Genomic DNA, 25,380 nt, shown 5'->3' with positions numbered 1-25,380 from the left:
GGGATTCTCCCTCTGCGAAGGGCGAGATCTTCCCGCCCTCTGTCAGAGCCAGGAATCACCGAAGCCGGTTAGCGAAACATTGAGATCGGGGGCCGTTATGAAAAAAGGCCCCGATGCAGCGCATCAGGGCCCTTTATCCGATCTGATCCGGGAAGGATCAGGGCTTCAGCGTGACCGCCTGGCGGCCGCGGTTGCCGTCGCGCACTTCCAGATTGACCTTCTGGCCCTGCTGCACATCGGCCACGCCGCCGCGCTGCAGCACCGAGGAATGCAGGAACACATCCTGCCCACCATCGGAGGGGGTGACGAAGCCGAAGCCACGCACCTGATCGAACCACTTCACGGTGCCTTCGACCGGGTAGGTCGGGCCGCCGGCATCGGGGGCACCGGCGCCAGCGCCACCGCCACCGAAATCACGACGCGGCGGCGGACGGTCCCCGAAGTCCCGGCGCGGGGCGCCGAAACCGCCGGCACCCGGCGCGCCGAAGCCACCACCGCCGCCACCAAACGGCGGGCGGGCGGGACGGTCGCCGAAGTCACGACGCGGCGGACGGTCGCCGAAGCCACCACCGCCACCACCACCAAAGGCCGGGCGGGGCGGACGGTCGCCGAAGTCGCGGCGGGGCGGACGGTCGCCAAAACCACCGCCGCCCGGGGGGCCACCGAAGGAACGGCCACCGCCGGCAGCGCCGCCGGGGCCCTTCTTCAGCTCGGTGATCCGGGTGACCAGACGCCGGCCCTGGCGATCGGTGCCGATCTCGCACACCAGCTTATCGCCAGTGTCCGGCGGCTCGATGCCGGCTTCGGTCAGGGCCGAGGCGTGAAAGAACACGTCCGTGCCGTCAGGTCCGAGAACGAAGCCGAATCCCTTGCGGCCATTGTACCACTTCACTTCGGCTTCGGTCAGACCGCCGCCACTCATATCGCTATCGGAAGGCACGTGCGTATAGTTCCACAAAATTGTTCAGCGGCCCTGCAGAATGCGAAGCCGTAACGCGACTCATGCCACCCTTCGTCCCCGATTGCGAGAACGAATTCACGGCATCCGTCAATATGGCATTGCAGCATCTCGGCCGCCAAAAACGACCCGAAAAGGGCCTCAGGCGAAGCGGCGGGGATCGAAGGCGGCGATGGGAATTTCAGGCTCCTCGCCCGCCAGCAGCGCCCCCACGATCCGCCCCGTCCGGGGCCCCGCGACCAGGCCGACATGGCCGTGGCCGAAGGCGTGGATCACATCCGGCGTGCCGCTCGCAAAGCCGAGGCAAGGCAGCCCGTCGGGCATCGAGGGCCGATGCCCCATCCAGACCTTCACCTGATCGGCCGGCAATTCGCGCGGCAAATTCGGGAAGGCCGCGAGCAGCCAGTCCCGCAGGATCTCCGCCCGCTGCCAGTTGGGCGCGGCCTCCAGCCCGGCGATCTCCACCTGGCCGGCGCAGCGCAGGCCCGCCTCGGTCATCGAGACACTCATCTTGCCATCGGAGGGCATCAGCGGGATGCGCGGGCCGATCTCGACCCCCTTCAACAGGGCGTGGTAGCCGCGCTCCGTCTCCAGCGGCACATGGTCTCCGGCGGCGGCGGCCAGGGCCTTGGAATGGGCGCCGGCGGCGATGACCGCCCGGTCCGCCAGGATCTCCCCGCCATCCGTCGTCACCGCGGCGAGCCTGCCGGCGACGATGCGCAAGCCGGTCGCGCGCTGGGCCACGTGCAGCGCGCCCTCGGCCTTGGCCAGCGCCACCAAGGCGGCGACCATCCCGCCCGGGTCGCGGCAATTGCCGCCCTCCCCCACCAGCACGCCGAAGCGGTAGCGCGGGTCGAGTTCCGGCTCGCGCTGACGCATCTCCTCGGCGGGGATCTCCTGCCACTCCACGCCGACCGCGGCGCGCACCCGCCAGGCCAGGGCCTCGGCCTCGAAGGCCGCGCGGTCGGGATAGACATACATCAGCCCCTGGCGCCGGATCAGCCCGGGCACCCCGGCGGCCGCGGCCAGTTCGGCGTAGAGCGCCGGCGAATCCACAAGCAGCGGCCGCAATGCGCGGGCCGTGCGCAGCACCTTGGCCTCGGTCCAGCCGGCCCAGAGGTAGCGGGCGAGCCAGGGCAGCGCCCGCGGCAGATAGGACCAGCGGACCGCGAGCGGACCCAGCGGATCGGCGAGCCAGGCCGGGACCTTGCGCCACAGCCCCGGGGTGGAGGGCGGGATCACCGACATCGGCGAAAGCCAGGTGCCATTGCCATAGGAGGCGGACTGCTCGCCCCCCGGCTCGCCAGGGTCGAGGATGGTGACCTGGAAGCCACGCCGCAGCGCCTCCAGCGCCGAACAGGCGCCGACAATACCTGCCCCGATCACCACAACATGCTGAGTCAACGCGCTTTCCTTCCGGGATCGGTGCCTGTCAGCAGCGAGACATGCGCCGAGACGACGCGCCAGCCCAGATTCGGCAGGCGGACCATGATCTTGGTCTCCCGCCCGATCAACCCGGTCCCGACCCTTTCATATTCCAGATGCGTTGCCGCCATGTCGGGGCCGAAGGCGGTGATATGCACCTTGCGCTGGATGCGCTGGGCATAGGCGCCGACGCTGGCGCGGAACGCCCGGATGGCGTCGTGGCCATAGAGGATCTCGGTGATCCCGAAGCGCACGGTGCGGGGATCGGCCCAGAAGATCGCATCCAGCTCCTCGGTGCGATTGGCCATCAGCGCCGCCTCGTAGCGGTCGAGGACAGCGCGGGCCTCGGCCAGGATGTCGGGGTCGTCGATCTGCAAGGTCTGCCCCTTCGGGTTCATGGCCAAGCTTAGCCACGGGCCGCGGCGGCATGAAGGCCCCCCGGGCTCGGGCGCGGAGCCGCATCCTTGGCCGCCGAACAAAAAAAGGGGCGGCAACCTGCGTCGCCACCCCCTTCTCGCTGGCTCGGGCGGTGCCTCAGCCGGCGTCGAGCACCGCGCGCTTGGTCATGACCGTCACCAGATGGGCGCGGTATTCGGCGCTGCCATGGATGTCGCTGTTCAGCCCGTCCGGGTCCTGCTTCACGCCCGCGACCGCTTCCGGCGACCAGTTGGCGGAGAGCGCCGCCTCGGCCGCTTCCTGGCGGAACACGCCGGGGCCCGCGCCGTTCACGGCGACCCGGATGCCCGCGGCGCCATCGGCGACGAAGACGCCGCACATGGAATAGCGGCTGGCCGGGTTCTTCAGCTTGGCGTAGCCCGCCTTCTTCGGCACCGGGAAGTGGATGGCGATCAGCAGCTCATCCGGCTCCAGGGCGGTGGTGAACATGCCCTGGAAGAAATCCTCGGCCGCGAGGGTACGGCGGTCGGTCTGGAACTTCGCGCCCAGCGCCATCGCCGCCGCCGGGTAATCCGCCGCCGGGTCGTTGTTGGCGAGCGAGCCGCCCATGGTGCCGCGGTTGCGGACCTGGGTGTCGCCGATGGTGCTGGCCATATGCGCCAGCGCCGGGATGGCCGACTTGATGATGTCGCTGGTCGCGACCTCACCATGCCTGGTCATCGCGCCGATGATGATGGTGTCACCCTCGCGCTTGATGCCGCGCAGTTCGGCGATGCCGGACAGGTCAACCAGTGCCGAGGGCTGGTTCAGCCGGTGCTTCAGCGCCGGGAGAAGGGTATGGCCGCCGCTGACCGGCTTGGCATCGGGATCGGCCGCCAGGATCTTGACGGCGTCGGCGATGCTGGTCGGCTTGTGATAGGCGAAATCATACATCGTCGATCTCCTTCACTCGGCCGCAAGCGCGGGGCGCGCGGCGTTGATGATGCCCCAGAGCTTCGGGGGCGTCGCTGGCATGTTGATGTGGGTTACATCGTAATCGCGCAAGGCATCCACGACCGCATTGATGACCGCGGGCGGCGATCCGATGGCGCCGACCTCGCCACAGCCCTTCACCCCCAGAGGATTGTGGGTGCAAAGCGTGGTGTGGTGCGACACCGCCACATTCGGCAGATCATCGGCCCTGGGCATGGTGTAGTCCATCAGCGAGCCCGACAAAAGCTGGCCCTCGGCGTCATAAACCGCGTGTTCCAACAGCGCCTGGCCGATCCCCTGGGCGACGCCGCCCTGCACCTGGCCCTCGACGATCATCGGGTTGATGACGCGGCCGACGTCATCCACGGCGGTGAAGGCGATGACCTCGGTCTGGCCCGTCGCGGGGTCGATCTCGACCTCGCAGACATGGGCGCCGGCGGGGTAGGTGAAGTTCTTGGGGTCGTAGAAGGCGGTCTCCTCCAGCCCCGGCTCCAGCTCGTCGATCGGGTAGTTGTGCGGGACATAGGCCGCGAGGCTGATCTCGGTCAGCGTCTTCTCCCGGTCGGTGCCGGCGACGCGGAACTTGCCGCCCTCGAACTCGATGTCCTCCAGGCTCGCTTCCAGCAGATGGGCCGCGATCTTGCGGCCCTTCAGCACGATCTTGTCCATCGCCTTGACCATGGCCGAGCCACCGACCGCCAGCGAGCGGCTGCCATAGGTGCCCATGCCGAAGGGGATGCGGGAGGTATCGCCATGCACGACATCGATCTGGTTCATCGGCACGCCCATGCGGTCGGCGATGAGCTGGGCGAAGGTCGTCTCATGCCCCTGGCCGTGGCTGTGCGTGCCGGTGAAGACGGTGATGCTGCCGGTCGGATGGACGCGGATATTGGCGACCTCATAGAGCCCCGCCCGCGCGCCTAACTGGCCCACGACATGGCTCGGCGCGATGCCGCAGGCCTCGACATAGGTGGAGATCCCGATGCCGCGCAGCTTGCCCTTCGCGGCGGCGGCGCTGCGGCGGGCCTCGAACCCCGCCCAGTCCGAGGCGGCCAGCGCCATGTCCAGCGTCGATTGGTAGTCGCCACTGTCATATTCCAGCGCGACCGGGGTCTGGTAGGGGAAGGCATCGGCGGGGATGAAGTTGCGGCGCCGCAGCTCGATGCGGTCGATCCCGGTCGCCTTGGCCGCGACATCGACCAGCCGCTCGATCAGGAAGGTCGCCTCCGGCCGCCCGGCGCCGCGATAGGCATCCACCGCGACCGTGTTGGTGAAGACGCCCTTCACCTCGGCATAGATGGTCGGCGTCGCGTAGCAGCCGGCGAGCAGGGTCGCGTAGAGATAGGTCGGCACCGCGGGCGCGAAGGTGGACAGATACGCGCCCATATTCGCCAGGGTCTGCACCCGCAGCCCGAGGAACTTGCCGTCCTTGTCCAGGGCCAGTTCGGCGTGGCTCACATGGTCGCGGCCATGGGCGTCGGAGATGAAGGCCTCGGTGCGGTCGCAGGTCCATTTCACCGGCCGCTTCACCCGGGGGGCTGCCCAGGTGACGGCGGCCTCCTCGGCGTAGTGGAAAATCTTGGAGCCGAAGCCGCCGCCCACATCCGGCGCGACCACGCGCAGCCGCGACTCGGGGATGTTGAGCACGAAGGCGCCCATCAGCAGCCGGATCACATGCGGGTTCTGGCTGGTGGTGTAGAGGGTGTATTCGTCGTTGGTCGGGTCGAACTCGCCGATCGCCGCGCGCGGCTCCATGGCGTTCGGCACCAGCCGGTTGTTCACCAGATCGAAGCTGACGGTATGGGCCGCACCGGCGAAGGCCGCGTCCGTGATCGCCTTGTCGCCGATGTGCCAGTCGAAGGAGGTATTGGCGGCAACACCTTCATGCACCTCGGTGGCGCCGGGCGCCACGGCAGCGGTGACGGTCGCGACCGAGCCCAGCGGCGTGTAGCTGACCATGATCGCCTCGGCCGCGTCCTTGGCCTGGGCGCGGGTCTCAGCGATCACCATCGCCACCGGATCGCCGACATGGCGCACGCGCTCATGCGCCAGCACCGGATGGGCCGGCTCGGCCATGGGCGTGCCGTCCTTGTTCTTCACCCCCCAGCCGCAGGGCAGGCCGCCGATGCCGGAGGCCTTGATGTCGGCGCCGGTGAAGATCGCGACCACCCCTGGCATCGCGCGGGCCGCGGCACTGTCCACGGCATCGATTCTGGCATGCGGGTGCGGGCTGCGGAGGAAGACGGCATGCGTCTGCCCCGGCCGGTTCATGTCATCCGTGTATCGACCCCGCCCAGAGAGGAAGCGCAGATCCTCCTTGCGCTTCACGCTGGCGCCGATGCCCTCGAATGGTGCGATCGCATTCATGGCGACGTCTCCCCCATATTTTTCATTATTTGTTCTTGGACGCGGTAGGCTTTTTGGCGGTCAGGCCATGGCGGGGGCGATCTCCGCGCGCTTGCCATGCATCACATCGGCGGCGGCGGCGATCGCCTTGACGATGTTGTGGTAGCCGGTGCAGCGGCAGATGTTGCCTTCCAGACCCTCGCGGATCTCATGCTCGGACAGGCCCTGGGGGTTCTTCTGCACGAGGTCGATCGCGCTCATCACCATGCCCGGCGTGCAGAAGCCGCATTGCAGGGCGTGATACTCGCGGAAGGCTTCCTGCATCGGGTGCAGCTTGCCATCGGCGGAAGCCAGCCCCTCGATCGTGGTCACCGAGGCGCCATTGGCCTGCAACGCGAGCGTGGTGCAGGACTTCACGCTCTCACCGTCGATATGCACGACGCAGGCGCCGCACTGGCTGGTGTCGCAACCGACATGGGTGCCGGTCAGGCGCAGGGTCTCGCGCAGCAGCTCGACCAGAAGGGTGCGGCCCTCGACCTCGGCCGTATGCGTGGTTCCGTTCACCGTCAGCGTGACTTGCGGCATGGTCTGCCTCCCAAATGCTGTGAGGGCCCCGTTCGGCCAACTCTGTGGCGAAGGTTGCCCCGCCCTCCGCTGCCGTCAAGCGCCGGCTGGTGCCAAGGACCACCAAGGCCGCCCCCGGAGCGCGAAAATCCGGCCAGGGCAGGCCCTGGCCGGATGGGTCCGTTTCGTGAAGGTAAGCGTGTTTACGCGGCAACCGCATTCAGCAGCGGGTTCTGCGCCCGCGGCAGGTCGTGCAGGTGGCAGGCGGCGATATGCCCCTCCCCGGTCGGCCGCAACTCAGGCTCATCCACCCGGCAGCGGTCGAAGGCATAGGGGCAGCGGGTGTGGAAGCGACAGCCCTTGGGCGGGTTGATCGGGCTCGGCACGTCGCCGGTCAGGATTTTCCGGGTCCGCGCCTGGCCGGGGATCGGCACCGGCACGGCGGAGAGCAGCGCCTCGGTATAGGGGTGCATCGGCGCGGAGAAGAGGCTGCGCTTGCCCGCGACCTCCACGATCTTGCCGAGGTACATGACCGCCACGCGATGCGTCATGTGTTCGACGATCGCGAGGTCATGGCTGATGAACAGCATCGCCAGCCCGAGTTCCTTCTGCAGATCCTGCAGCAGGTTCACGATCTGCGCCTTCACCGAAACGTCCAGCGCCGAGACGGCCTCGTCGCAAACGATCAGATCGGGTTCGGCGGCCAGCGCCCGGGCGATGCCGATACGCTGGCGCTGCCCGCCGCTGAACTCATGCGGCCAGCGGTTGATGGCGTCGCGCGGCAGGCGGACGGTGTCCATCAGCCTGGCCAGGCGCGCCTCCAGATCCGCCGCATCCTTGGCGATGCCGAAGTTGCGGATCGGCTCGGCCAGGATGTCCCGCACCCGCATGCGCGGGTTCAGGCTGCTGAACGGGTCCTGGAACACCACCTGCATCCGCTGCCGGAGCGGGCGCATGGAGGAGGCCGATAGCGTGTCGATCCGCTGCCCATCCAGCACCACCTGCCCGGCGGTGATCGGGAAAAGCTGCAACACGGCACGCCCGACGGTGGATTTGCCGCAGCCCGACTCGCCCACGAGGGACAGCGTCTCGCCCTTCGCGATCGAGAAGGAGATGCCATCCACCGCATGCACCTGGCCGGTGACCGTGCCGAACAGGCCGCCACGGATCGGGAAGTGCTTCTTCAGGTCATCGACCTGCAACAGGGGCGTGCTCATGCGGCCACGGCCTCCACGGGGGCGTAGTGGCAGGCCGCGGCATGCCCTTCGGCCTTGAGTTCAAGGGCGGGGGCAATGGTGTGGCAGACCTCGGTGGCCATGAAGCAGCGCCCGGCGAAGACGCAGCCCTGGATCTTGTTCTTCAGGCTCGGCACCAGGCCGGGGATCTCCGACAGGCGGGTGGTCTCCCCGGTCAGCGAGGAGCCGAGCTTCGGCACCGCGCCCAGCAGCCCCTGGGTATAGGGGTGGCGCGGATTGGCGAAGAGGTCGGCGACCCGCGCCTCCTCGACCTTGCGCCCGGCGTACATGACGACGACCCGCTCCGCGACCTCGGCCACCACGCCAAGGTCATGGGTGATCAGCACGATCGCAGCACCGACCCGGTGCTTGAGGTCGCGCATCAGATCCAGGATCTGGGCCTGGATGGTGACGTCGAGCGCCGTCGTCGGTTCATCGGCGATCAGCAGCTTCGGATTGCAGGCCAGCGCGATGGCGATCATCACGCGCTGCCGCATGCCGCCCGAAAGCTGGTGCGGATAGTCCTTGACCCGCGTCTCAGGGCTCGGGATGCCGACCAGGGTCAGCATCTCGATCGCCTTCTGCTCGGCGGCGGCCGAGGACAGCCCCTGGTGCAGCCGCAGGGTCTCGCCGATCTGGCGGCCCACGGTGAGCACCGGGTTGAGGCTGGTCATCGGCTCCTGGAAGATCATGCTGATCTCATTGCCGCGGATCTTGCGCATCTCGCGGTCGGAGAGGGTCAGCAGGTCGCGGCCCAGGAAGTTGATCTTGCCCGCGATCTTGCCCGGGGGTTCGGGGATCAGCCGCAGGATCGACATGGCGGTCACGGATTTCCCGCAGCCGCTTTCGCCGACAATGGCCAGGGTCTCACCGGCATAGACGTGGAAGCTGACCCCATCGACGGCGCGGTTCACGCCATCGGGGGTGCGGAAATGCGTCTGAAGCTGCTCGACGCTCAGCAGGGGCTCGCCGCTCACAGGCTTTTCGCCATGCGCGGGTCGAGGATGTCACGCAGACCATCGCCGACAAGGTTGATCGCCAGAACGGTGACCGAGAGGAACAGCGCGGGGAAGAAGACGATATAGGGCTTCACCTGCCACAGCGCCCGGCCTTCGGCCATGATGTTGCCCCAGGAGGGCACCGTCGGTGGCGTGCCCGCGCCGATGAAGGAGAGGATGGATTCCGTGATCATGGCCGCCGCGCAGATATAGGTCGCCTGCACCGTCAGCGGTGCCAGCGTATTGGGAAGGATGTGCCGGATCAGGATGCGCCCGGTGCGGGTGCCCGAGGCGACCGCGGCCTCGACATAGGGCTGCTCGCGCAAGGAGAGCACGACGCCGCGCACGAGGCGGGAGACGCGCGGCACCTCGGCGATGCTGATCGCGATGATGACGTTCTGCACGCTGCCGCGGGTCAGCGCCATCAGCGCGATCGCCAGCAGGATCGGCGGGATCGACATCATGCCATCCATGATCCGCATGACCACAGCATCGACCTGGCGGAAGAAGCCGGAGACGAGACCGATCGCCAGCCCGACCGCCGAGGCCAGCGCCGCGACCGCGACACCGACCAGCAGCGAGACGCGGGCGCCGTAGAGCACGCGGGAATACACGTCCCGCCCCAGCATGTCGGTCCCGAACCACCAGCGCGCCGCCGGCTCGCGCGTCCGCATCGCGGGCGCCAGCGCCGTCGGGTCCTTGGTCCAGAGGAAAGGCGCGAAGATCGCGACGAACACCATGATCAGCAGCAGCCCGCCACCAATGGCGATGGTGGGGTTGCGGCGAAGGAAGCCGATGAAGCCGCGCCGGGGTTTCACCGGCGGCAGCACGTCGGGCATCGGGATGGCGGCATGCACCGTGGCGGCGCTGACCCCCGCCCGGTCGGCAGTGAAGGCGCTCAATAGCGTATCCTCGGATCGAACAATGTGTAGGCGAGGTCGATGACCAGATTCACCAGCACATAGACAAAAGAAAACAGCAGCACGACGCCCTGGATGACCGGGTAGTCGCGCCGCAGGATGGCATCGACGGTCAGGCGCCCGAGACCCGGGATGGCGAAGACGCTCTCGGTCACCACCGCGCCGCCGATCAGCAGCGCGATGCCGATGCCGATGACGGTGACGATCGGCACCGCCGCATTCTTCAGCGCATGCAGGAACAGGATGCTCACCTGCCCTGCCCCCTTGGCCCGTGCCGTGCGGATGTAATCCTGGCTCAGCACTTCCAGCATCGTCGCCCGGGTGATGCGGGCGATCAGCGCGATATAGACGCCGCCCAAGGCGATGGCCGGAAGGATGAGGTTCTGGAACCAGGGCCCGATGCCGCGCTCGAAGGGCGTGTAGCCCTGCACCGGCAGCCAATCGAGCTCAAGCGCGAAGATATAGGCGAGCAGATAGCCCACCACGAAGACGGGGACGGAGAAGCCGAGCACGGCAAACCCCATCACCGCGCGATCGATGATCGTCCCCTGTTTCCAGGCGGCGACCACGCCCATCGGCACGGCGATGGAAATCGCCAGGATCAGGGTCACGACCATCAGCGACAAGGTCGGCTCGATCCGCTGCTCGATCATGCGACTGACCGGCAGGTTGGTGAAGATCGAGGTTCCCAGATCGCCATGGGCGATATCCCACACCCAGGCGCCGAACCGCACGAGATAGGGGCGGTCCAGCCCCAGGCTCGCACGGATCCGCTCGACGTCCTGCGGCGTTGCCTGATCGCCCGCGATAATGGCCGCGGGGTCACCCGGCGCGAGGTAGAGAAGTGAGAACACGAACAACGCAACCACCGCCATGACGGGGATGGTGGCGAGCACGCGCCGGATGACATAGGCCCACATGTTAGGTGTCGTTCCCTATCAGGTCTTGCTGACGCCCCAGAAGAAGGGCAGCGGCCCCTTCTGGATGCCGGTGACGTTGCGCCGCCAGGAGGTGTAGGAGAGGAAAAAGCCGGTCGGCGCATAGACGACGTCGTTCATGGCGGCGGTATTGACCTTGTCCATCGCCGCCTTCTCGGCCGCGGGGCTGGGCGCTTCATACCATTCGGCGATCCCCGCCTCGACCCCCGTCGAGGTCGGCCAGCCGAACCAGGCATTCTCGCCGGTGCCGCGCAGCGCGTTGTAGGCGGCCGGATTCACGCAATCGGCGCCGGCATGCCAAGTGTGGAACATGCTCCAGCCGCCCTGGCCCGGGGGGTTCTTCATGGCGCGGCGCTGGCCGGTGGTGCCCCAGTCGGTGGCGACGAAATCGACGTTCATGCCCATGCGCTTCAGCAGATCGGCGGTGACATCGCCCATCGCCTTGGTGATCGACTGGTCCTGCGCGACGATGCAGGTCACGGGCTGGTTGGCGTAGCCCGCCTCGGCCAGCAGGCGCTTGGCGCCGTCGAGGTTGCGCGGCCCCTTCAGGATATCGCCGCCGACCTCGGTGTAGGAGGCGGTGCCGGGGGTGAAGAAGCTCGGCAGCGCCTTCCACAAATTGGTGTCGTCGCCGACCAGGGCGCGCATGTAGTCTTCCTGGCTCATGGCCATCATCACCGCGCGCCGCACCCGCACATCGTTGAACGGGGCGTGCAGGTGGTTCATGCGGAAGCTGCCGATATTGCCGAGCGGATCGGCGATATCGACCATCAGGTTACGGTTGCGGCGCAGCACCGGCACGAGATCGGGGAGGGGATTTTCCCACCAGTCGATCTCGCCATTCTGCAGCGCGGAGGAGGCGGTGGCGGGATCGGGCATCACCACCCATTCGACGCGATCGACCAGGATGTTCTTGGCCCCGGCCAGCCAGCTCGTCGGCTCCTGGCGTGAGACATAGCCATCGAACTTCTGGAACACCGCCTTGGCGCCGGGAACCCATTCGTCCTTCACGAAACGCATCGGGCCGGAGCCGACGTATTCGCTGATCTGCTGGAAGGCGTTGGTGGCGGCGATGCGCTCGGGCATGATGAAGCACATCGGCGTGCTGTTCTTGCCCAGGGCGAAGCGCATCTTCGGGAAGGGCCGCTTCAGCGACCAGCGGAAGCTGCGGTCATCCACCGCGACCAGATCGTTCTGGATCGCCGCCAGCATCTGGCCCATCGGGTCGCGCGGCGCCCAGCGGGCGATGGAGGCGACGACATCCTTGGCCAGCACCGGGGTATTGTCGTGGAAGCGCAGGCCCGGGCGCAGCCGGAACTCCCAGACCAGCCCATCGGCCGAGACCTGGTCGGCCTCGACCATCTGCATCTGGGGTTCGAGCTTGTCGTCCACGCCATAGAGCGTGTCCCAGACCGCCGCCGCGGCGTTGCGGACGACATATTGCGTGCCCCAGATCGGGTCGAAATTCGCGAGATTCGCCTGCGGCACGAAGCGCAGGGTGCGCGCCGCCGCCCCCTGGGACAGCGCGGGCGCGGAGAACCCGCCCCCGGCCGCAATGGCGCTGGCGCCGATACCAGCCTTGAACAGCGACCTGCGGTCCATCCTACTCTCCTCATTTTTTTGAATTATTGAAGCCTCGGGACACGGCAGCCTGCCGCATCCCTGGGCGTCACACCAGCGTCACGCGAGCCGGAAGGGCGCTCCGGCGTCAGCCCCGCGCATGACACGCAAACTGCGTGCCAGCGACGATGGGACGCTCAGCTTTTGCCGATGTTCCAGAACACCGTCGCCGGCGCGCGGAATACCCCGGTCAGATTTTTCCGCCAGGCCGAAGGCTGCCAATAGAAGCCGAGCGGCACATAGGCCATGACCTCCATCGCCCGGCGGTTGAGCGCCTCGGCGATGCGCAGGCTTTCGGCAGGGTCCCCCGCCTCGACCCAGGCGCCGCGCAGACGCTCGATTTCGGGGTCATCCGGCCAGCCGAACCAGGCATTCGCGCCATTGGCCCGCAGAAACAGGTTGAACACCGGCAGGCTGAGCGATTGGCCGGAGGAGGTGGTGTGGAATACGCTCCAGCCGCCCTTCTCCACCGGCTCCTTGCTGGCGCGGCGCTGGATGACGGTGCCCCAGTCGGCCGAGACCAGCTCTACATTCATCCCGATGCGCTGCAGCAGATCGGCGGTGACCAGGGACAGCGCATTGATCTGCGGATAGTCGCTGGGCGCGATCAGCACGACCTTCTCGCCCTTGTAGCCCGCCGCGACCAGCGCGGCCTTGGCGCGTTCGACGCTGTGCACCTTCAGGATCTCACCGCCCGCCTCGTTGGCGAGCGCGGTGCCGCAGGTGAAGACGCCCTCGCACACCCCCCAGGCATCGGGGTCCGTGCCGGCCACCGCGGTCAGATAGTCGCGCTGATCCACCGCCATCGCCACCGCCCGGCGGATCGCCGGATTGTCGAAGGGCGGGTGCAGGGTGTTGAAGCGGCAGACGCCATAGGTGCCATCGAGCAGCCGTTGCTGCACAACGAGGTCGCGCGACCGGCGCAGCATCGGCGCCAGGTCATGCAGCGGGTATTCCCAATAATCCTGCTCGCCCTGGACCATCGCATTGGCGGCGGTGGCGGGATCGGAGATCACCGTCCATTCCACGCGGTCGATCTTCGGCGCGCGGCCGCCGGCGAGGCCATCGACGGCGCCCGCCCGCGGCACGTAGCCGTCATGCCTGGCCCAGACCGCCTTCTGGCCCGGGTTCCATTGATCGGTGACGAAGCGGAAGGGCCCCGAACCGACCGGGTCGCGGATCTGCTGGAAGGGGTCGGTCTGGGCGATGCGCTCCGGCATCACGAAACAGGGGAACTGCGTCTGGCCCAGGGCCGCCGTCAGCAGCGGCACCGGGCGGTGCAGCCGAAAGCGGAAGCGGCGGTCGTCCAGCGTCTCCACCTCGGCGACGCTCGGCGCCAGCACCTGCATGAAGGGATCGCGCCGCGCCCAGCGCTTGATGGAGGCGACCGCATCCTTGGCCAACACCTTCTCACCGTCGTGGAACAGCAGGCCCGGGCGCAAGGTAAAGGTCCAGGACAGGCGATCCTGCGCGACCTCCCAGCCCTCGACCATCTGCGGCTGGATCACGCCGCTGGCATCCTGCGCGCACAGCTGGTCGTAGGTGAGGAAGGCGTGGTTGCGCGTGACCACCGCGGTGGTCCAGACCGGATCGAGGCTGGTGAGGTTGGCCTGCGGGATCACCCGCAGGACAGTGTTCGAACCTTGCGCCAGCGCCGGTGCGGCACGCAGCCCCACGGCGGGCAATGCGGCGGCGGCTGCGAGCCCCGCAAGTTGACGACGACCGATCATGCTCGGCGAATCCCCCAGAATAGGGCCAGACCGCTCACGCGATCGACCAGGTTGCTGCGAAGGGCGGTCAGCGAGGTATAGGCGCCGACCGGAATATACGGGACTTCATCCATCGCCACGGTTTGGATCTCGCGTGCGATGGCCTGCTGCGCGGCCAGGTCCGGTGCGACGAACCAGGCATCGCGCAGCTCCTCCAGCCGCGGGATGGTCGGCCAGCCGTTCCAGGCCGAGGCGCCGTTGCCGCGCAGTGGGAAATGGGCGGAAGGATCGACGAAATCGAAGGAGGAGAAGGAGGTGAAGAGGACACTCCAGCCCCCCTTGTCCACCGGCTCCTTCGAGGTGCGCCGCTGCACCACCGTCCCCCAGTCGGAGAATGCGGCATCGAGGTTGAAGCCGAGGCGCTTGAACAGATCCGCGCCGACCTGGGTCATGGCCGAGGGGGCCAGGATGTCGGTCGGCCCGATCAGCCGCATCGGCTGGTCGGTGTAGCCGGCCTCGCGCATCAGGGCGCGGGCGCGATCGAGGCTGCGCGGCCCGGTCAGCGGCTCCAGCCCGGCGGTGTTCGCAAGCGGCGTGCCCGGCGTGAACATGCCGACGCCGGTTTTGTAGAGGCTGGGGTCGGGACCGACGATCGCGCTCATGAAATCGGACTGGTCGATCGCGGGCAGCAGCGCCTGGCGCAGCTTCTTGTTGTTGAACGGCTCGTGCAGATGGTTGAAGCGCATGACGCCGGTGAGCGGCAGCGGATCGATCGCCGAGATCGCGACGTTCCGGTTGCGCCGCAGCAGGGTCTGGATCTCCGGCGGCGGCTGCTCGTACCAGTCGATCTCGCCCTGCTGCAATGCGGCGGCCGAGGTCGCGGCATCGGTGATGATCTGCAGCTCGACCCGGTCGAAATGGACGATCTTCGGCCCGGCCGTCAGGCTCGGCGTGCCGGTCGGCACCGGCACATAGGCCTCGTTCTTCGCATAGGCGACGAGGCTGCCGGAATTGAACTCCCCGGGGAGGAAGCGGAACGGGCCGCTGCCCACGACCTCGCGAAGCTGGGTGAAGGCGTCGGTCCTGGCCAGGCGCTCCGGCATGATGAAGGGCGGGCTGTTGGACACCTGGGCCAGGGCCGAGAACAGCAGCGGGAACGGCGCCTTGAGGCGGAAGCGCAGCCGCTTGTCGTCCAGCGCCTCCAGCGCCTCGACGAAACTCGCGAGCTTCTGGCCGGAGGGGCTGCGCTTCATCCAGCGCGTGAGGCTGGTGGTGCAGTCGATCGCGCGGACCGGCTCGCCGTCATGGAAGCGCAACCCGTCGCGCAGGGTGATGGTGATGCTGCGCCCGCCATCATCCGAGACATGCCCGGCCGCCATCTGCGGCGTCGGCTGGAAGTCGGCGGTCATCCCGTAAAGCGTGTCGAAGACCATGTAGCCATGGTTTCGGGTGATGTTGGCCGTGGTCCAGATCGGGTCCACGCTCGTCAGATTGGCCTGCGGCACCATCTTCAGAACCCGATTCTGAGATGGCTGTGCAAGCGCTGCGAATGGCAAGGCCGCTGTGGCGGCCGCCCCCATCAAAACATCACGGCGACGCATTGCCGGTCTCCCTTTCTTTACAAAAGGAGAAAAACAGGTGTGACCCTCGCCTGCAACCCGGGCTTACGCGGGTAAAGCTCTCCCCTGGCCAGATTCCGGTTATGCGGTGGGCAGTCTGCCTGCTCAGCCGCGCTGCAAATTCCAGAACAGGGGCATGCCCTTCAGCACGCCGGTGATGCCGCGCCGATAGGCGGTTGCCTGGAAATACTGGCCGAGCGGGAGGTAGGGCACATCCTGGAAGGCCTGGGTCTGCACCTCACGCGCCACCGCCTGCTGCGCGGCCAGATCGGGCGCCTCCAGCCATTTGCTGCGCAGCTCCTCCAGCTTCGGCGCGGTCGGCCAGCCGAACCAGGCCTGCTGCCCGGTGCCGCGCAGCGACTGGTGGACGGCCGGGTTGAACATGTCGATGCCGGCGAAGAAGGTGAAGAAGACGTTCCAGCCGCCCTTGGACGGCGGCTCCTTGCTCGCGCGCCGCTGCACCACGCTGCCCCAGTCGGTCGAGACGAATTCGACGTTCATCCCCGCCTGCTTGAACATGTCGTTGCCGACCTGGGCCAGGGCCGAGAGGCTCGGGAAGTCGGAGGCCGCGATCAGCGTGATCGGCTCGCCGCCATAGCCCGCGGCGGCCAGCTCCCGCTTCACCTTCTCCATGTCGCGCGGGCTGGTGAGCGCCTGCATCCCGGCGTCCGAGTCCATCGGCGTGCCGGGTGGGAAGAAGCCGACGCCGTCCCGGAACAGGCTGCGGTCGGTGCCGATCACCGCCGTCATGTAATCGGACTGGTTGATGGCGCCGAGCAGCGCGCGGCGCACCTCCGGCTTGTCGAAGGGCGGATGCAACTGGTTGAAGCGGCAGAGCGCCATCAGCCCGGTCGGGTCCGGGATCTCCATCAGCACGTTGCGGTTGCGCCGCAGCACGGGCTGGAGGTCGGCCGTCGGCTGTTCCCACCAGTCCATCTCGCCATTCTGCAACGCATTGGCGGCGGTCGCGGCATCCGGGATCACATGCCATTCGACGCGGTCGAAATTCACCTTCTTCGGCCCGGAGGTCCAGGAGGCCGTGCCCTCCGGCCGCGGCACGTATTTGTCGAATCGCTCATAGACGATGCGGCTGCCCGGCACGCGCTCATTGGCGAGGAAGGTATAGGGACCGCTGCCCATCACCTCACGCAGCGGCGTCGCCGAGTCGGTATTGGCGAGGCGCTCGGGCATCATGAAGCAGACCGGCGTCGAGGGCTTGGCCAGCGCATCGAGCAGCAAGGGGAAGGGCCGTTTCAGGCGGAAGACGATGCTGCGGTCATCGGGTGCCGACAGCTCGTCCGTCAGCGACATCAGCACCTGGCCAAGGCCGTCGCGCGCCGCCCAGCGGCGGATCGAGGCGACGCAATCCTTGGCGCGCACCGCCTCGCCATCATGCCAGAGCAGGCCCGGGCGCAAGGTGATGGTGACGAGCTTGCCGTCCTGCTCGACGGTATGGCCTTCGGCCATCTGCGGCTGCGGCGCGTAATCGGCGTCGATGCCGTACAGCGTGTCGTAGACCATGAAGGCGTGATGCCGCGTGACATAGGCGGTGGTCACGATCGGGTCCAACACCGCCAGATCCGATTGAGGGATGAACTTCAGCACCCGGCTGCCCGGCGCCTGTGCGATGGCGACATTCGGCAGGGAGGACGCGGCGCCGATGGCCGCGGCGCCGATGGCCGCGGCGCCGGTCAACAGGGTTCTGCGATGCATGGTGGTCTTTCCCCAGGAACTCAGCGCGCATCCTGCCCCGGCGGTGGCGCCACGCAAGAGGGTGCGAGGTTACCTCACGTCACGCGTTGAAACGGAAGGCGCCATCGCTCGGCACCGCCGGTTCGGCCGCGGCGGGTGCGGCAGCGGGGCCAGCGGCGGCCTGGGCTTCCTTCATCTTGGTGTCGATCTGCTTCAGCAGCGCCAACAACCCATTGGCCACCACCGGAAGTTGCACCAAGGGCACGATCAACACGCCGCAGGGCTGCGGCTTGCCATCGGCGCCGGCCTGGCCAAGCGTGATCCGCGCGACGCCATGGGTCACATTGGCTTCCACGACGCCATCGGCAAAAAGGGTCGGCAACGGGCTGCTCATCGCGGGTGTCCTTACTGTTCGCGGAAGGCGCGGTGGAAGGAATCCAGCACCGGCTGGATCATATAGCGCAGGAAGGAGCGGGTGCCGATCTGCACCTGCGCCTCGACCGGCATACCCGGCACCAGCGTGACATTCGGCAAGGCCGCCAGCTGCTCCGGATCGATCGAGATCAGCACCCGGTAATGCGAGGCCCGCGTGCGGTCGTCGAAGATCGCATCGGGCGAAACACTGATCACATGCCCATGCAGGAAGGGCACCAGCCGCTGCTTGAAGGCCGGTAGCCGCACCTCCGCCCGCAGCCCCGGATAGACGACGTCGATGTCGTTCGGCTGCAACTGCACCTCCGCCACCAGACGGTCGCGGGCGGGCACAAGCTCCATCATCGGCTCGCCGGCGCGTACCACGGCGCCGAGGTTGAAGATCTTCATCCCGATGACGGTGCCATCCTCCGGCGCCGTGATGTCCCGGCGGGTGGCGACATCCTGCGCGGTGCCGAGGCGCCCTTCGGCCTCGTTCAGCCGGCTGCGGACCTCGCGCAGCTCCGTCGCGGTCTCCTGCATGCGCTGGTCCTCGATCTGCCGGATCTGGTTCCGCGCCTCAAGGATCGCGTTTTCCGCGCGTTCCATATCGGCGCGGCTGGAGGACATGCGCCCTTCCTGCTCGGTGGCGCTGCGCTGCACCTGCAGCAGCCGCGGCCGCTGGATCAGCCCCTGGGCGGCGAGCGGGGCGATCTCGCGCTCCTCGGCGCGGAAGGATCGCAGCTGCGTCTCGGCCGAAAGCAATTGCCCCGCCGCCGCCGCCCGCACGGAATCCTGCTGGGCGATCCGTGCCTCCAGCACCTGGATCTGGGAGAGCAGCGAGGCGCGACGCGCCTCGAACAGCGCGCGCTGGCCGACGACCGCCTCCATCGCGCGGGCATCGGTGACGGCGCTGAGTTCGGCGGGGAAGGCGATCTGGCTCGCGCCCGCAAGTTCGGAGCGTGCCCGCGCATCCTGCGCCATCAGGGACCAGCGGCTCGCCTGGGTCGCCTCCAGGTTCGCCGTGGTTTGCGTGGCGGCCAGGCGCATCAGCACCTGCCCCTCGGTCACCCGGTCGCCGTCATGGACCAGGATCTCGCTGACGATCCCGCCCTCCAGGTGCTGGATGGCGCGGCGGCTGAATTCGCTGCGGATGGTGCCCGGGGCAATGGCGGCCTCGGCCAGCGGCACCAGCACCGACCAGGCGGCGAAGCCGCCGAAGAAGGCCAGGATCACCACGACGCCGAACAGCGTCACCAGCGTGGTGCGCGGCCGCGGCGCGTCCAGCACGATATCGGGCGGCAAGGGGCGGGCGATGGCGGGCAGCCGGTCGGCCCGTTCGGCAACGGCGTTCGCGGTCATGTCGCGGCTCCCTGAGCAGCCTGGGGCGGGGCAAGCCGGCCCTGCTGCGCCGGGCCGGTGACCTCGGCGGGCTTGGCCGGGGCCATCAGCCGTTTCAACACCTCGGCCCGGGGGCCGAACATCTCGACCGCGCCTTCGCGCAGCAGCAGCACCTTGTCCACACCCTGCACCAGCGTCGGGCGATGGCTAACCAGCACGATGGTGGTGCCCTGCGTCTTCAACCGTTGCAGCGAGGCGACGAGAACCGCCTCGGCATCGCCATCGAGGTTGCTGTTGGGCTCGTCCAGCACCACGAATTTGGGCGAGCCGAACAGGGCCCGCGCCAGGCCGATCAACTGCCGTTGCCCACCCGAGAGGTGCTGCCCGCCGTCGCCGATCTCGGTGTCGTACCCCGCGGGCAGGCGAAGGATCATCTCATGGCAGCCGGCCAGGCGTGCCGCGGCATAGACCTCATCCGGCTCGGCCTCGGCCATGCGGGCGATGTTGCGGAAGACGGTGCCGTCGAACAGCTCCACATCCTGCGGCAGATAGCCCAGATGCTTGCCGAAATCCTCGCGCAGCCAGGTATGCACATCGGCGCCATCCAGCCGCACGGTGCCGCTGGTCGGCGCGGTGACGCCGATCAGCAGGCGGATCAGCGTGGTCTTGCCCGCGGCCGAGGGGCCGATGATGGCCAGGCTCTCGCCCGGGTCCAGCGCGAAGGCGACGCCCTTGACGATGGGCATCGCCATGCCGGGCAGGCCGAAGGTGACCCGCTCGACCGAAAGGGCGCCGCGTGGCGCCGGCAGCGGCAGCCCCGGCGGCCGCAGCCGCGGCAGGGCCAGGAAGGTCGAGAGCCGGCGGAAGGACTGCCGTGCCGAAACCAGCCCCTTCCAGCCGCCGATGAGCTGCTCCACCGGGGCCAGCGCCCGCCCCATGATGATGGAGCCGGCGATCGAGGCGCCCGAGGTCAGCTCCTGCTGCAGCACGAGGTAGCAGCCCACGCCGAGGATGCCGATCTGCACCGCGAGGCGGATGAACTTGGTCACCGCCATCAGCCCGGCGGCGCGATCGGCGGCGGCGGCCTGGGGCGGGATGGTCTCGGCCACCGCCTCACGCCAGCGGCGCATCACGGCGGGGCCCATGCCCATGCTGTCGATGACCTCGGCGTTGCGCCCGATGGCGTCGGCGCGGCGCTGGCTGGCCATGGCCGAGGTATTGGCGCGGCGCAGCAGATTGGAGGTGATGACCTCGTTCACCAGGGTCAGCAGGAACAGCAGGACCGCGCCCCCCAGCGCGATCCAGCCCAGCACCGGATGCAGCAGGAAGATCACCGCGAGGTAGATCGGCACCCAGGGCACGTCATACAGCGCCAGCGCCCCCGGCGAGCCGAGCCAGCCGCGGCAGACCGCGAGGTCGCGCAGCGCCTCCATCCGGTAGGGGCGGCCGCGCAGCTGCGCCTCGATGGCGCGGGAGAAGCTCTCCGGCGCCACACGCTGCTCGATCCAGGCCGCGACCCGCTGCATCACCAGCGAACGCACCGCCTCCAGCAGCGCCAGCACCGAGATCGCCAGCAGCGCGATCGCGGTCAGGTAATACAGGGTGTCGAGGCTGCGGGTCGCCAAAACCCGGTCGAATACCTGCATCATGTAAAGGCTGACTGTAAGCTGCAGCAGATTCACCACGCCGCTGAACAGCCCGACGGTCCAGAACTGCCGCTTGCAGGCGCTGATCGCCGCGGTCAGCACGCTGTCGCGACCCTGGCCCGCACCCTGCTGGCCCGCGCCCCGCTGGCCCGCACCCTGGGGCTGCATCGCCATCAGAGGTAGCCCAGGCGATGCGCGAGCAAGACAGCCCCCGCGGCCACGCCCAGCCCGACCAGCACCGCCAGCACCAGGGTCACGAAGCCCGGCGGCGCGCGCAGCCCGCGCAGCGCCTCGGCCGTGGCGGTGCCGCGGATCTCCTCGACCCGGTTGTGCAGCAGGCGGAAGGCGTGTTCCGTGAGCAGCCGGTCCGCCTCGGCGCGGCGGCGGGCCATGACATCGGCCGCGAGGGGCGCGGGGTCGGCCCCCTCGGCAGACAGGGCGAAGGCCAGCAGCGCCTCGATCCGCTCGGTCGGCCCGGGCTCGGCGGCGCCGTTCTCCCGGCGCAGCCAGGGCGCCAGCACTGCGGGTTTGTCGCTGCCCGCGGGGGCGGGAGCGACAGCTCGAATGGGTTCTGGCAGAGCCATGGTGTGCCTGTAGTCCGTTCCTGGGCCAGCGGAAACGCGTTCAACCGGCCGGTTGTGCCCCCCGAATGCTGACAGAGCCGTGAACGCGGGAGGGGACCGCGCGCGGCTGATTCATGATCCCGGAGGGCCGATGATCCCAGTCTGGGCTATGGACCACGAGGCGCCACCGCCAGATAGGCGAGGCGCTTCATCTCCCGTCTGCCGCGCGTCACGGTATCCAGGATCAGCCCGCAGGCCAGCGACAGGCTGGCCAATATCCAAAGCCCGATGACCGCCATCAGCGTCGGCATCCTCGGCACCAGCCCGGTCGCGAGCCAGGTGCCAAGAACCGGCAGAAACAGCAGGACGCCGATTACGACAAGAGAAAGCGCGATGACACTAAAGAAAGCGAGAGGTCTCTCCCGCTTCACCAGCCCGCCAATGGTGCGCAGGATGCGCCAGCCGTCGCGGAAGGTGGAGAGCTTGGACATCGAGCCGGGCGGCCGTTCGCGATAGGCGGTGGCGACTTCGCCGACCGGCAGGCGCAGTTCCAGCGCATGCACGGTGAACTCCGTCTCGGTCTCGAAGCCCTCGGCCAGGGCGGGGAAGGATTTGGCGAAGCGGCGGGAAAACACCCGGTAGCCCGACAGCATGTCGGAGATCCGGTCGCCGAAGACCGAGGCCACGAGCCCGGTCAGCACCCGGTTGCCGAGGACATGCCCGGGCCGGTAGGCGGCCGCATGGGCACCCTCCTGCGGTGCGGCGGTGACCCGCACGCCGGTCACCATGTCCAGCCGGTCCTCGACCAGCAGCCGCACCATCTCCGGGGCCGCGGCGGCATCATAGGTGTCGTCGCCATCGACCAGGACGAAGACATCGGCCTCGATATCCGCGAGCATGCGGCGGACGACATTCCCCTTGCCCTGCAACGGCTCCCGCCGGACCACGGCGCCGGCGGCGCGGGCGGCGGCGGCGGTGCCGTCGGTGCTGTTGTTGTCATAGACATGCACCACCGCCCCGGGCAGCGCCGCGCGGAAGCCGGCGACGACGCGCCCGATCGCCACCTCCTCATTGTGGCAGGGCACGAGGACCGCGATACGCGGGGCGGCTTCGGCGGGGTCGGTCATGGTGCCTCCGGGAGGGTCGCGGTCATGCCTGGCGAAAGACGAGGGCGCGGGAGGCCCAGAAGTTGCAGCCCATGCCCGCGATCGCCCCGCCCGCCACGCCGAGCACCGGCCAGGCCGCGGCCAGCGGCCAGAAGGCGACCATGGCGGCATAGGTGCCGTAGTTGAGCGCGAAGCCGCCGAGGTTCACCACCAGGAACAGCGCCCATTGCCGCGCCACCGGCACCCGCGCCCGGTCGGAGAAGGTCCAGGCCCGGTTCAGCGCCCAGGTGAAGCTGGCCGCCGCGATATAGGACAGCACCCGCCCGCCATACAGCCCCGCCCCCAGCCCCAGCGCGGCGTAGAGCACCGCGGTATCGACCAGGAAGCCGAGCCCGCCCACGACGCCGAAGCGCCACATCTGGAGCACCAGCGGCCCCTGGCGTGGGAACAGGCGGTGGATCGTTCGGGTCACGGGCATGGCCGGGGGATTGCATGGCAGCGGGCGCAAGGGAAGCCACCGGCTTGCCGCCAGGGCCGCCCGCGCCCAGAGTCGGAGGCCGTCCTACAGGGATTCTGCTCATGATCGGCCTCATCGGCCTCGGCAACATGGGGCTGGCGATGGTGCGGCGCCTTGTCACCGGCGGCCATCCGCCCCTCGCCTATGACCTCGATCCCGCCCGCCGGGCGCTGGCGGAAACCGCCGGGGCGCGCGTGACGGAGACGGCCGCCGCCTGCGCGACCCATCTCGTGGTGCTGTCGCTGCCCAATGACCAGGTGGTGGGCGCGGTGCTCTCGGCCCTGCTGCCCGCGATGCCGCGCGGGGGCGTGATCGCCGATACCTCGACCCTGGACCCCCTCGCCGCCCGGCGCTTCGCCACCGAGGCCGCCCCCTATGGCGTCGCCTATCTGGACGCCCCGGTCTCGGGCGGGCCCGCGGGTGCCGCCGAAGGCACGCTGACCATGATGGTCGGCGGCCAGAAGGGCGGGCTGGATGCGGCGCGGCCGGATCTCGCGCGCATCGCCTCCCGCATCGTCCATGTCGGCGATGCCGGCGCGGGGCAGGTCGCCAAGCTCGTGAACAACCTGCTGGTCGCGACGCATCTGGTGGCGGCGGCCGAGGCGCTGCGCCTCGGCGCGCGGGCCGGCGTCGCGCCCGATGCCTTGCTGGCGGTGATCAATGCCGCCACCGGCCGCTCGGGCGCGACCGAGGTGAACTGGCCGCGCTGGATCGGCAATGGCCATTTCGACTCGGGGTTTTCGGCGGGGCTGATGCGGAAGGACGCGAGGCTCGCCGGGGCGCTGGCCACGAGCGTGGGCGCGCCGCTGGATGTCTGCGACCGCGCCATCAGCGTCTGGGGCCATTCGGGTGTGGCCGATGATGCCGATTTCAACCGCGTCGCCGCCACCATCTTCGAGGGCTACCGGTGAGCCGTGCCGCCGAGACCCTCGCCGCCCTGCTGGCTGCGAACCTGCCGGGCCCGCCCGGCGCCTGGATCGATGGTGCGGCCGTGGCCGGGGATGGCGAGACGATCGCGCTGACCGATGCCGCGACCGGGCAGCCGCTGCTGCGCTACGTCGCGGCCGGTGCCGCGCAGGCTGGCGCGGCGGCGGCCGGCGCCGCGCGCGGCCAGCGCGCCTGGATCGCGCTGACCGGGGCCGAGCGCGGCCGCCGGCTCTGGGCGCTGGGCCAGGCGGTGCGGGCGGAGGCCGAGACCCTGGCGCTGCTGGATTGCGCAACCACCGGCAAGCCGATCCGCGACTGCCGCGGCGAGGTCGCCCGCGTCGCCGAGATGGCCGAATACTGGGCCGGCTGGTGCGACAAGATCGAGGGGCGGATCGTGCCCGTGCCGTCCGGCCATACGGTGCTGGTCACGCCCGAGCCCTATGGCGTGGTCGCCGCCATCACCCCCTGGAACGCGCCGCTGTTCACCGCGGGCTGGAATGCCTTCCCGGCCCTGGCGGCGGGCAATGCGGTGGTGGTGAAGCCATCGGAGCTGGCACCCTTCGCCGCGCTGATGCTGGGGGCTTTGGCCAGCCGTGCCGGGCTGCCCGATGGCGCCTTGCAGGTGCTGGCCGGATCGGGCGCCGGGGCCGGGGCGGGCTTGCTGGCGGCGCCCGAGGTCGCCTGCGTCACCTTCGTCGGTGGCCATGCCGGCGGTGCCTCGGTCGCCGCGGCCTGTGCCGCGCGGGGCATCCCGCTGACGCTCGAACTGGGCGGCAAGAGCGCCAATATCGTCTTCGCCGACGCCGACCTGCCCGCCGCCGTGCAGGGGGCACAACAGGCGATTTTTGCGGGCGCCGGGCAATCCTGCGTCGCGGGGTCGCGGCTGCTGGTGCAGGACAGTGTGGCCGAGCACTTCCTCGACCTTTTGCGCGGCGCCATGGCCCGCATCCGCCTGGGCGATCCGCTGGACCCGGAGACCGAGATGGGCCCGGTCTGCACCCCGCGCCAATACGCCCATGTCCGCGCCATGCTCGAAGGGGCGGGCGCCCCCCTGCCCGCCTGTTCGGGCGGCTTCTTCGTGCCGCCCACCATCCTGGCGGGCCTGGCCGAGGATGCCCCGGCACTGCGCGAGGAGATTTTTGGCCCCGTGGTCGTCGCCCAGGGCTTCGCGGATGAGGCCGAGGCGCTGCGCCTGGCCAATGGCACCCGCTACGGGCTCGCGGGCGCGGTCTGGACGCGGGACCTGGGCTGCGGGCATCGCGTCGCCGCCGGGCTGCGGGCGGGGACGGTCTGGATCAACGGCTACCGGGCCATCCATGTCGCGGTGCCCTTCGGCGGCTTCGGCGCCTCGGGGCATGGACGCTCCTCCGGGCTGGAGGCGCTGGCTGCCTATACGACGAGCAAGGCGGTCTGGATCGACACGGCGCCCACGCCGAAGCTGGGGTTCGGCCACCGACCCTGACATGGCTGCCATGCG

22 protein-coding genes are annotated in these 25,380 nt (G+C 69.0%); 2 read left to right on the top strand and 20 right to left on the bottom strand.

The window, feature by feature from the left end; translation table 11 throughout:
* Positions 1-157: 157 nt before the first annotated feature.
* The 20 genes from C8P66_RS24660 to C8P66_RS03885 all read right to left on the bottom strand — a co-directional run bounded on the left by C8P66_RS24660 (position 158) and on the right by C8P66_RS03885 (position 22,937).
* A complete protein-coding gene (locus C8P66_RS24660; protein ID WP_111396850.1) occupies positions 158-922 on the bottom strand; it encodes a cold-shock protein in 765 nt (254 codons plus the stop codon).
* A 177-nt stretch (positions 923-1,099) separates the two neighbouring features.
* Entirely contained in the window at positions 1,100-2,362 is a 1,263-nt protein-coding gene (locus tag C8P66_RS03975) for an NAD(P)/FAD-dependent oxidoreductase (protein ID WP_170141548.1), read from the bottom strand.
* Positions 2,359-2,781: an AtzH-like domain-containing protein gene (locus C8P66_RS03970; protein ID WP_211314016.1), complete on the bottom strand. Its 423-nt coding sequence runs from the start codon at positions 2,779-2,781 to the stop codon at positions 2,359-2,361. The genes C8P66_RS03975 and C8P66_RS03970 overlap by 4 nt, the downstream gene beginning before the upstream one ends.
* 136 nt (positions 2,782-2,917) lie before the next feature.
* A complete protein-coding gene (locus tag C8P66_RS03965) occupies positions 2,918-3,712 on the bottom strand; it encodes an FAD binding domain-containing protein (RefSeq protein WP_111396848.1) in 795 nt (264 codons plus the stop codon).
* 12 nt (positions 3,713-3,724) lie between these two features.
* Positions 3,725-6,118, bottom strand: coding sequence for a xanthine dehydrogenase family protein molybdopterin-binding subunit (locus tag C8P66_RS03960; protein ID WP_111396847.1), 2,394 nt, complete (start codon positions 6,116-6,118; stop codon positions 3,725-3,727).
* A 60-nt stretch (positions 6,119-6,178) separates the two neighbouring features.
* The gene (locus C8P66_RS03955; RefSeq protein ID WP_111396846.1) at positions 6,179-6,682 is read right to left on the bottom strand and encodes a (2Fe-2S)-binding protein; all 504 of its coding nucleotides are present in this window, start codon (positions 6,680-6,682) and stop codon (positions 6,179-6,181) included.
* Between the two features lie 182 nt (positions 6,683-6,864).
* Positions 6,865-7,878 carry an ABC transporter ATP-binding protein gene (locus C8P66_RS03950; RefSeq protein WP_111396845.1) on the bottom strand — a complete coding sequence of 338 codons (1,014 nt, stop codon included), beginning with the start codon at positions 7,876-7,878 and terminating at the stop codon, positions 6,865-6,867.
* The gene (locus C8P66_RS03945) at positions 7,875-8,873 is read right to left on the bottom strand and encodes an ABC transporter ATP-binding protein (protein ID WP_111396844.1); all 999 of its coding nucleotides are present in this window, start codon (positions 8,871-8,873) and stop codon (positions 7,875-7,877) included. Before C8P66_RS03945 ends, C8P66_RS03950 begins: the two co-directional genes overlap by 4 nt.
* Complete coding sequence (locus tag C8P66_RS03940; protein ID WP_456303630.1) at positions 8,870-9,796, bottom strand: ABC transporter permease; 927 nt, start codon at positions 9,794-9,796, stop codon at positions 8,870-8,872. The genes C8P66_RS03945 and C8P66_RS03940 overlap by 4 nt, the downstream gene beginning before the upstream one ends.
* Positions 9,793-10,734, bottom strand: a complete 942-nt coding sequence (locus C8P66_RS03935) for an ABC transporter permease (protein WP_111396843.1) — start codon at positions 10,732-10,734, stop codon at positions 9,793-9,795. The genes C8P66_RS03940 and C8P66_RS03935 overlap by 4 nt, the downstream gene beginning before the upstream one ends.
* A gap of 18 nt (positions 10,735-10,752) precedes the next feature.
* Positions 10,753-12,354, bottom strand: a complete 1,602-nt coding sequence (locus C8P66_RS03930; protein ID WP_111396842.1) for an ABC transporter substrate-binding protein — start codon at positions 12,352-12,354, stop codon at positions 10,753-10,755.
* A 155-nt stretch (positions 12,355-12,509) separates the two neighbouring features.
* On the bottom strand, positions 12,510-14,102 hold the full coding sequence (locus C8P66_RS03925; protein ID WP_111396841.1) for an ABC transporter substrate-binding protein: 1,593 nt from the start codon (positions 14,100-14,102) through the stop codon (positions 12,510-12,512).
* Positions 14,099-15,682, bottom strand: a complete 1,584-nt coding sequence (locus tag C8P66_RS03920) for an ABC transporter substrate-binding protein (RefSeq protein ID WP_111396840.1) — start codon at positions 15,680-15,682, stop codon at positions 14,099-14,101. Before C8P66_RS03920 ends, C8P66_RS03925 begins: the two co-directional genes overlap by 4 nt.
* Positions 15,683-15,805: 123 nt before the next feature.
* On the bottom strand, positions 15,806-17,413 hold the full coding sequence (locus C8P66_RS03915; RefSeq protein ID WP_111396839.1) for an ABC transporter substrate-binding protein: 1,608 nt from the start codon (positions 17,411-17,413) through the stop codon (positions 15,806-15,808).
* Positions 17,414-17,492: 79 nt separating this feature from the next.
* Complete coding sequence (locus tag C8P66_RS03910; protein ID WP_111396838.1) at positions 17,493-17,786, bottom strand: hypothetical protein; 294 nt, start codon at positions 17,784-17,786, stop codon at positions 17,493-17,495.
* An 11-nt stretch (positions 17,787-17,797) separates the two neighbouring features.
* Positions 17,798-19,165 (bottom strand): HlyD family type I secretion periplasmic adaptor subunit, encoded by a 1,368-nt coding sequence (locus tag C8P66_RS03905; RefSeq protein ID WP_111396837.1) that lies wholly within the window; start codon positions 19,163-19,165, stop codon positions 17,798-17,800.
* Positions 19,162-20,964 carry a type I secretion system permease/ATPase gene (locus tag C8P66_RS03900; RefSeq protein WP_245903197.1) on the bottom strand — a complete coding sequence of 601 codons (1,803 nt, stop codon included), beginning with the start codon at positions 20,962-20,964 and terminating at the stop codon, positions 19,162-19,164. The genes C8P66_RS03905 and C8P66_RS03900 overlap by 4 nt, the downstream gene beginning before the upstream one ends.
* Complete coding sequence (locus tag C8P66_RS03895) at positions 20,964-21,311, bottom strand: hypothetical protein (protein WP_111396836.1); 348 nt, start codon at positions 21,309-21,311, stop codon at positions 20,964-20,966. The genes C8P66_RS03900 and C8P66_RS03895 overlap by 1 nt, the downstream gene beginning before the upstream one ends.
* Before the next feature lie 209 nt (positions 21,312-21,520).
* Positions 21,521-22,480: a glycosyltransferase family 2 protein gene (locus C8P66_RS03890; RefSeq protein ID WP_111396835.1), complete on the bottom strand. Its 960-nt coding sequence runs from the start codon at positions 22,478-22,480 to the stop codon at positions 21,521-21,523.
* 22 nt (positions 22,481-22,502) lie between these two features.
* On the bottom strand, positions 22,503-22,937 hold the full coding sequence (locus C8P66_RS03885) for a GtrA family protein (protein ID WP_245903196.1): 435 nt from the start codon (positions 22,935-22,937) through the stop codon (positions 22,503-22,505).
* A 101-nt stretch (positions 22,938-23,038) separates the two neighbouring features.
* On the opposite strand from C8P66_RS03885, the gene C8P66_RS03880 reads away from it, so the two are divergent.
* A complete protein-coding gene (locus tag C8P66_RS03880; protein ID WP_111396834.1) occupies positions 23,039-23,887 on the top strand; it encodes an NAD(P)-dependent oxidoreductase in 849 nt (282 codons plus the stop codon).
* Entirely contained in the window at positions 23,884-25,365 is a 1,482-nt protein-coding gene (locus C8P66_RS03875; protein WP_111396833.1) for an aldehyde dehydrogenase family protein, read from the top strand. Before C8P66_RS03880 ends, C8P66_RS03875 begins: the two co-directional genes overlap by 4 nt.
* Positions 25,366-25,380: the final 15 nt, after the last annotated feature.

Origin of the sequence: Humitalea rosea (genome assembly GCF_003253705.1) — a bacterium.
GTDB lineage: Bacteria > Pseudomonadota > Alphaproteobacteria > Acetobacterales > Acetobacteraceae > Humitalea > Humitalea rosea.
The sequence above is the reverse complement of the archived record's forward strand: the minus strand, read 5'-3'. Positions and strand labels throughout refer to the sequence as shown.

Bases quoted from the DNA above. Each gene is read 5' to 3' on its own strand.
- C8P66_RS03935 (WP_111396843.1), bottom strand. From the start codon at position 10,734: ATGTGGGCCTATGTCATCCGGCGCGTGCTCGCCACCATCCCCGTCATG.
- C8P66_RS03910 (WP_111396838.1), bottom strand. From the start codon at position 17,786: ATGAGCAGCCCGTTGCCGACCCTTTTTGCCGATGGCGTCGTGGAAGCC.
- C8P66_RS03930 (WP_111396842.1), bottom strand. From the start codon at position 12,354: ATGGACCGCAGGTCGCTGTTCAAGGCTGGTATCGGCGCCAGCGCCATT.
- C8P66_RS03920 (WP_111396840.1), bottom strand. From the start codon at position 15,682: ATGCGTCGCCGTGATGTTTTGATGGGGGCGGCCGCCACAGCGGCCTTG.
- C8P66_RS03950 (WP_111396845.1), bottom strand. From the start codon at position 7,878: ATGAGCACGCCCCTGTTGCAGGTCGATGACCTGAAGAAGCACTTCCCG.
- C8P66_RS03955 (WP_111396846.1), bottom strand. From the start codon at position 6,682: ATGCCGCAAGTCACGCTGACGGTGAACGGAACCACGCATACGGCCGAG.
- C8P66_RS03905 (WP_111396837.1), bottom strand. From the start codon at position 19,165: ATGACCGCGAACGCCGTTGCCGAACGGGCCGACCGGCTGCCCGCCATC.
- C8P66_RS03885 (WP_245903196.1), bottom strand. From the start codon at position 22,937: ATGCCCGTGACCCGAACGATCCACCGCCTGTTCCCACGCCAGGGGCCG.
- C8P66_RS03925 (WP_111396841.1), bottom strand. From the start codon at position 14,102: ATGATCGGTCGTCGTCAACTTGCGGGGCTCGCAGCCGCCGCCGCATTG.
- C8P66_RS03880 (WP_111396834.1), top strand. From the start codon at position 23,039: ATGATCGGCCTCATCGGCCTCGGCAACATGGGGCTGGCGATGGTGCGG.
- C8P66_RS03960 (WP_111396847.1), bottom strand. From the start codon at position 6,118: ATGAATGCGATCGCACCATTCGAGGGCATCGGCGCCAGCGTGAAGCGC.
- C8P66_RS24660 (WP_111396850.1), bottom strand. From the start codon at position 922: ATGAGTGGCGGCGGTCTGACCGAAGCCGAAGTGAAGTGGTACAATGGC.
- C8P66_RS03890 (WP_111396835.1), bottom strand. From the start codon at position 22,480: ATGACCGACCCCGCCGAAGCCGCCCCGCGTATCGCGGTCCTCGTGCCC.
- C8P66_RS03900 (WP_245903197.1), bottom strand. From the start codon at position 20,964: ATGGCGATGCAGCCCCAGGGTGCGGGCCAGCGGGGCGCGGGCCAGCAG.
- C8P66_RS03915 (WP_111396839.1), bottom strand. From the start codon at position 17,413: ATGCATCGCAGAACCCTGTTGACCGGCGCCGCGGCCATCGGCGCCGCG.
- C8P66_RS03970 (WP_211314016.1), bottom strand. From the start codon at position 2,781: ATGAACCCGAAGGGGCAGACCTTGCAGATCGACGACCCCGACATCCTG.
- C8P66_RS03965 (WP_111396848.1), bottom strand. From the start codon at position 3,712: ATGTATGATTTCGCCTATCACAAGCCGACCAGCATCGCCGACGCCGTC.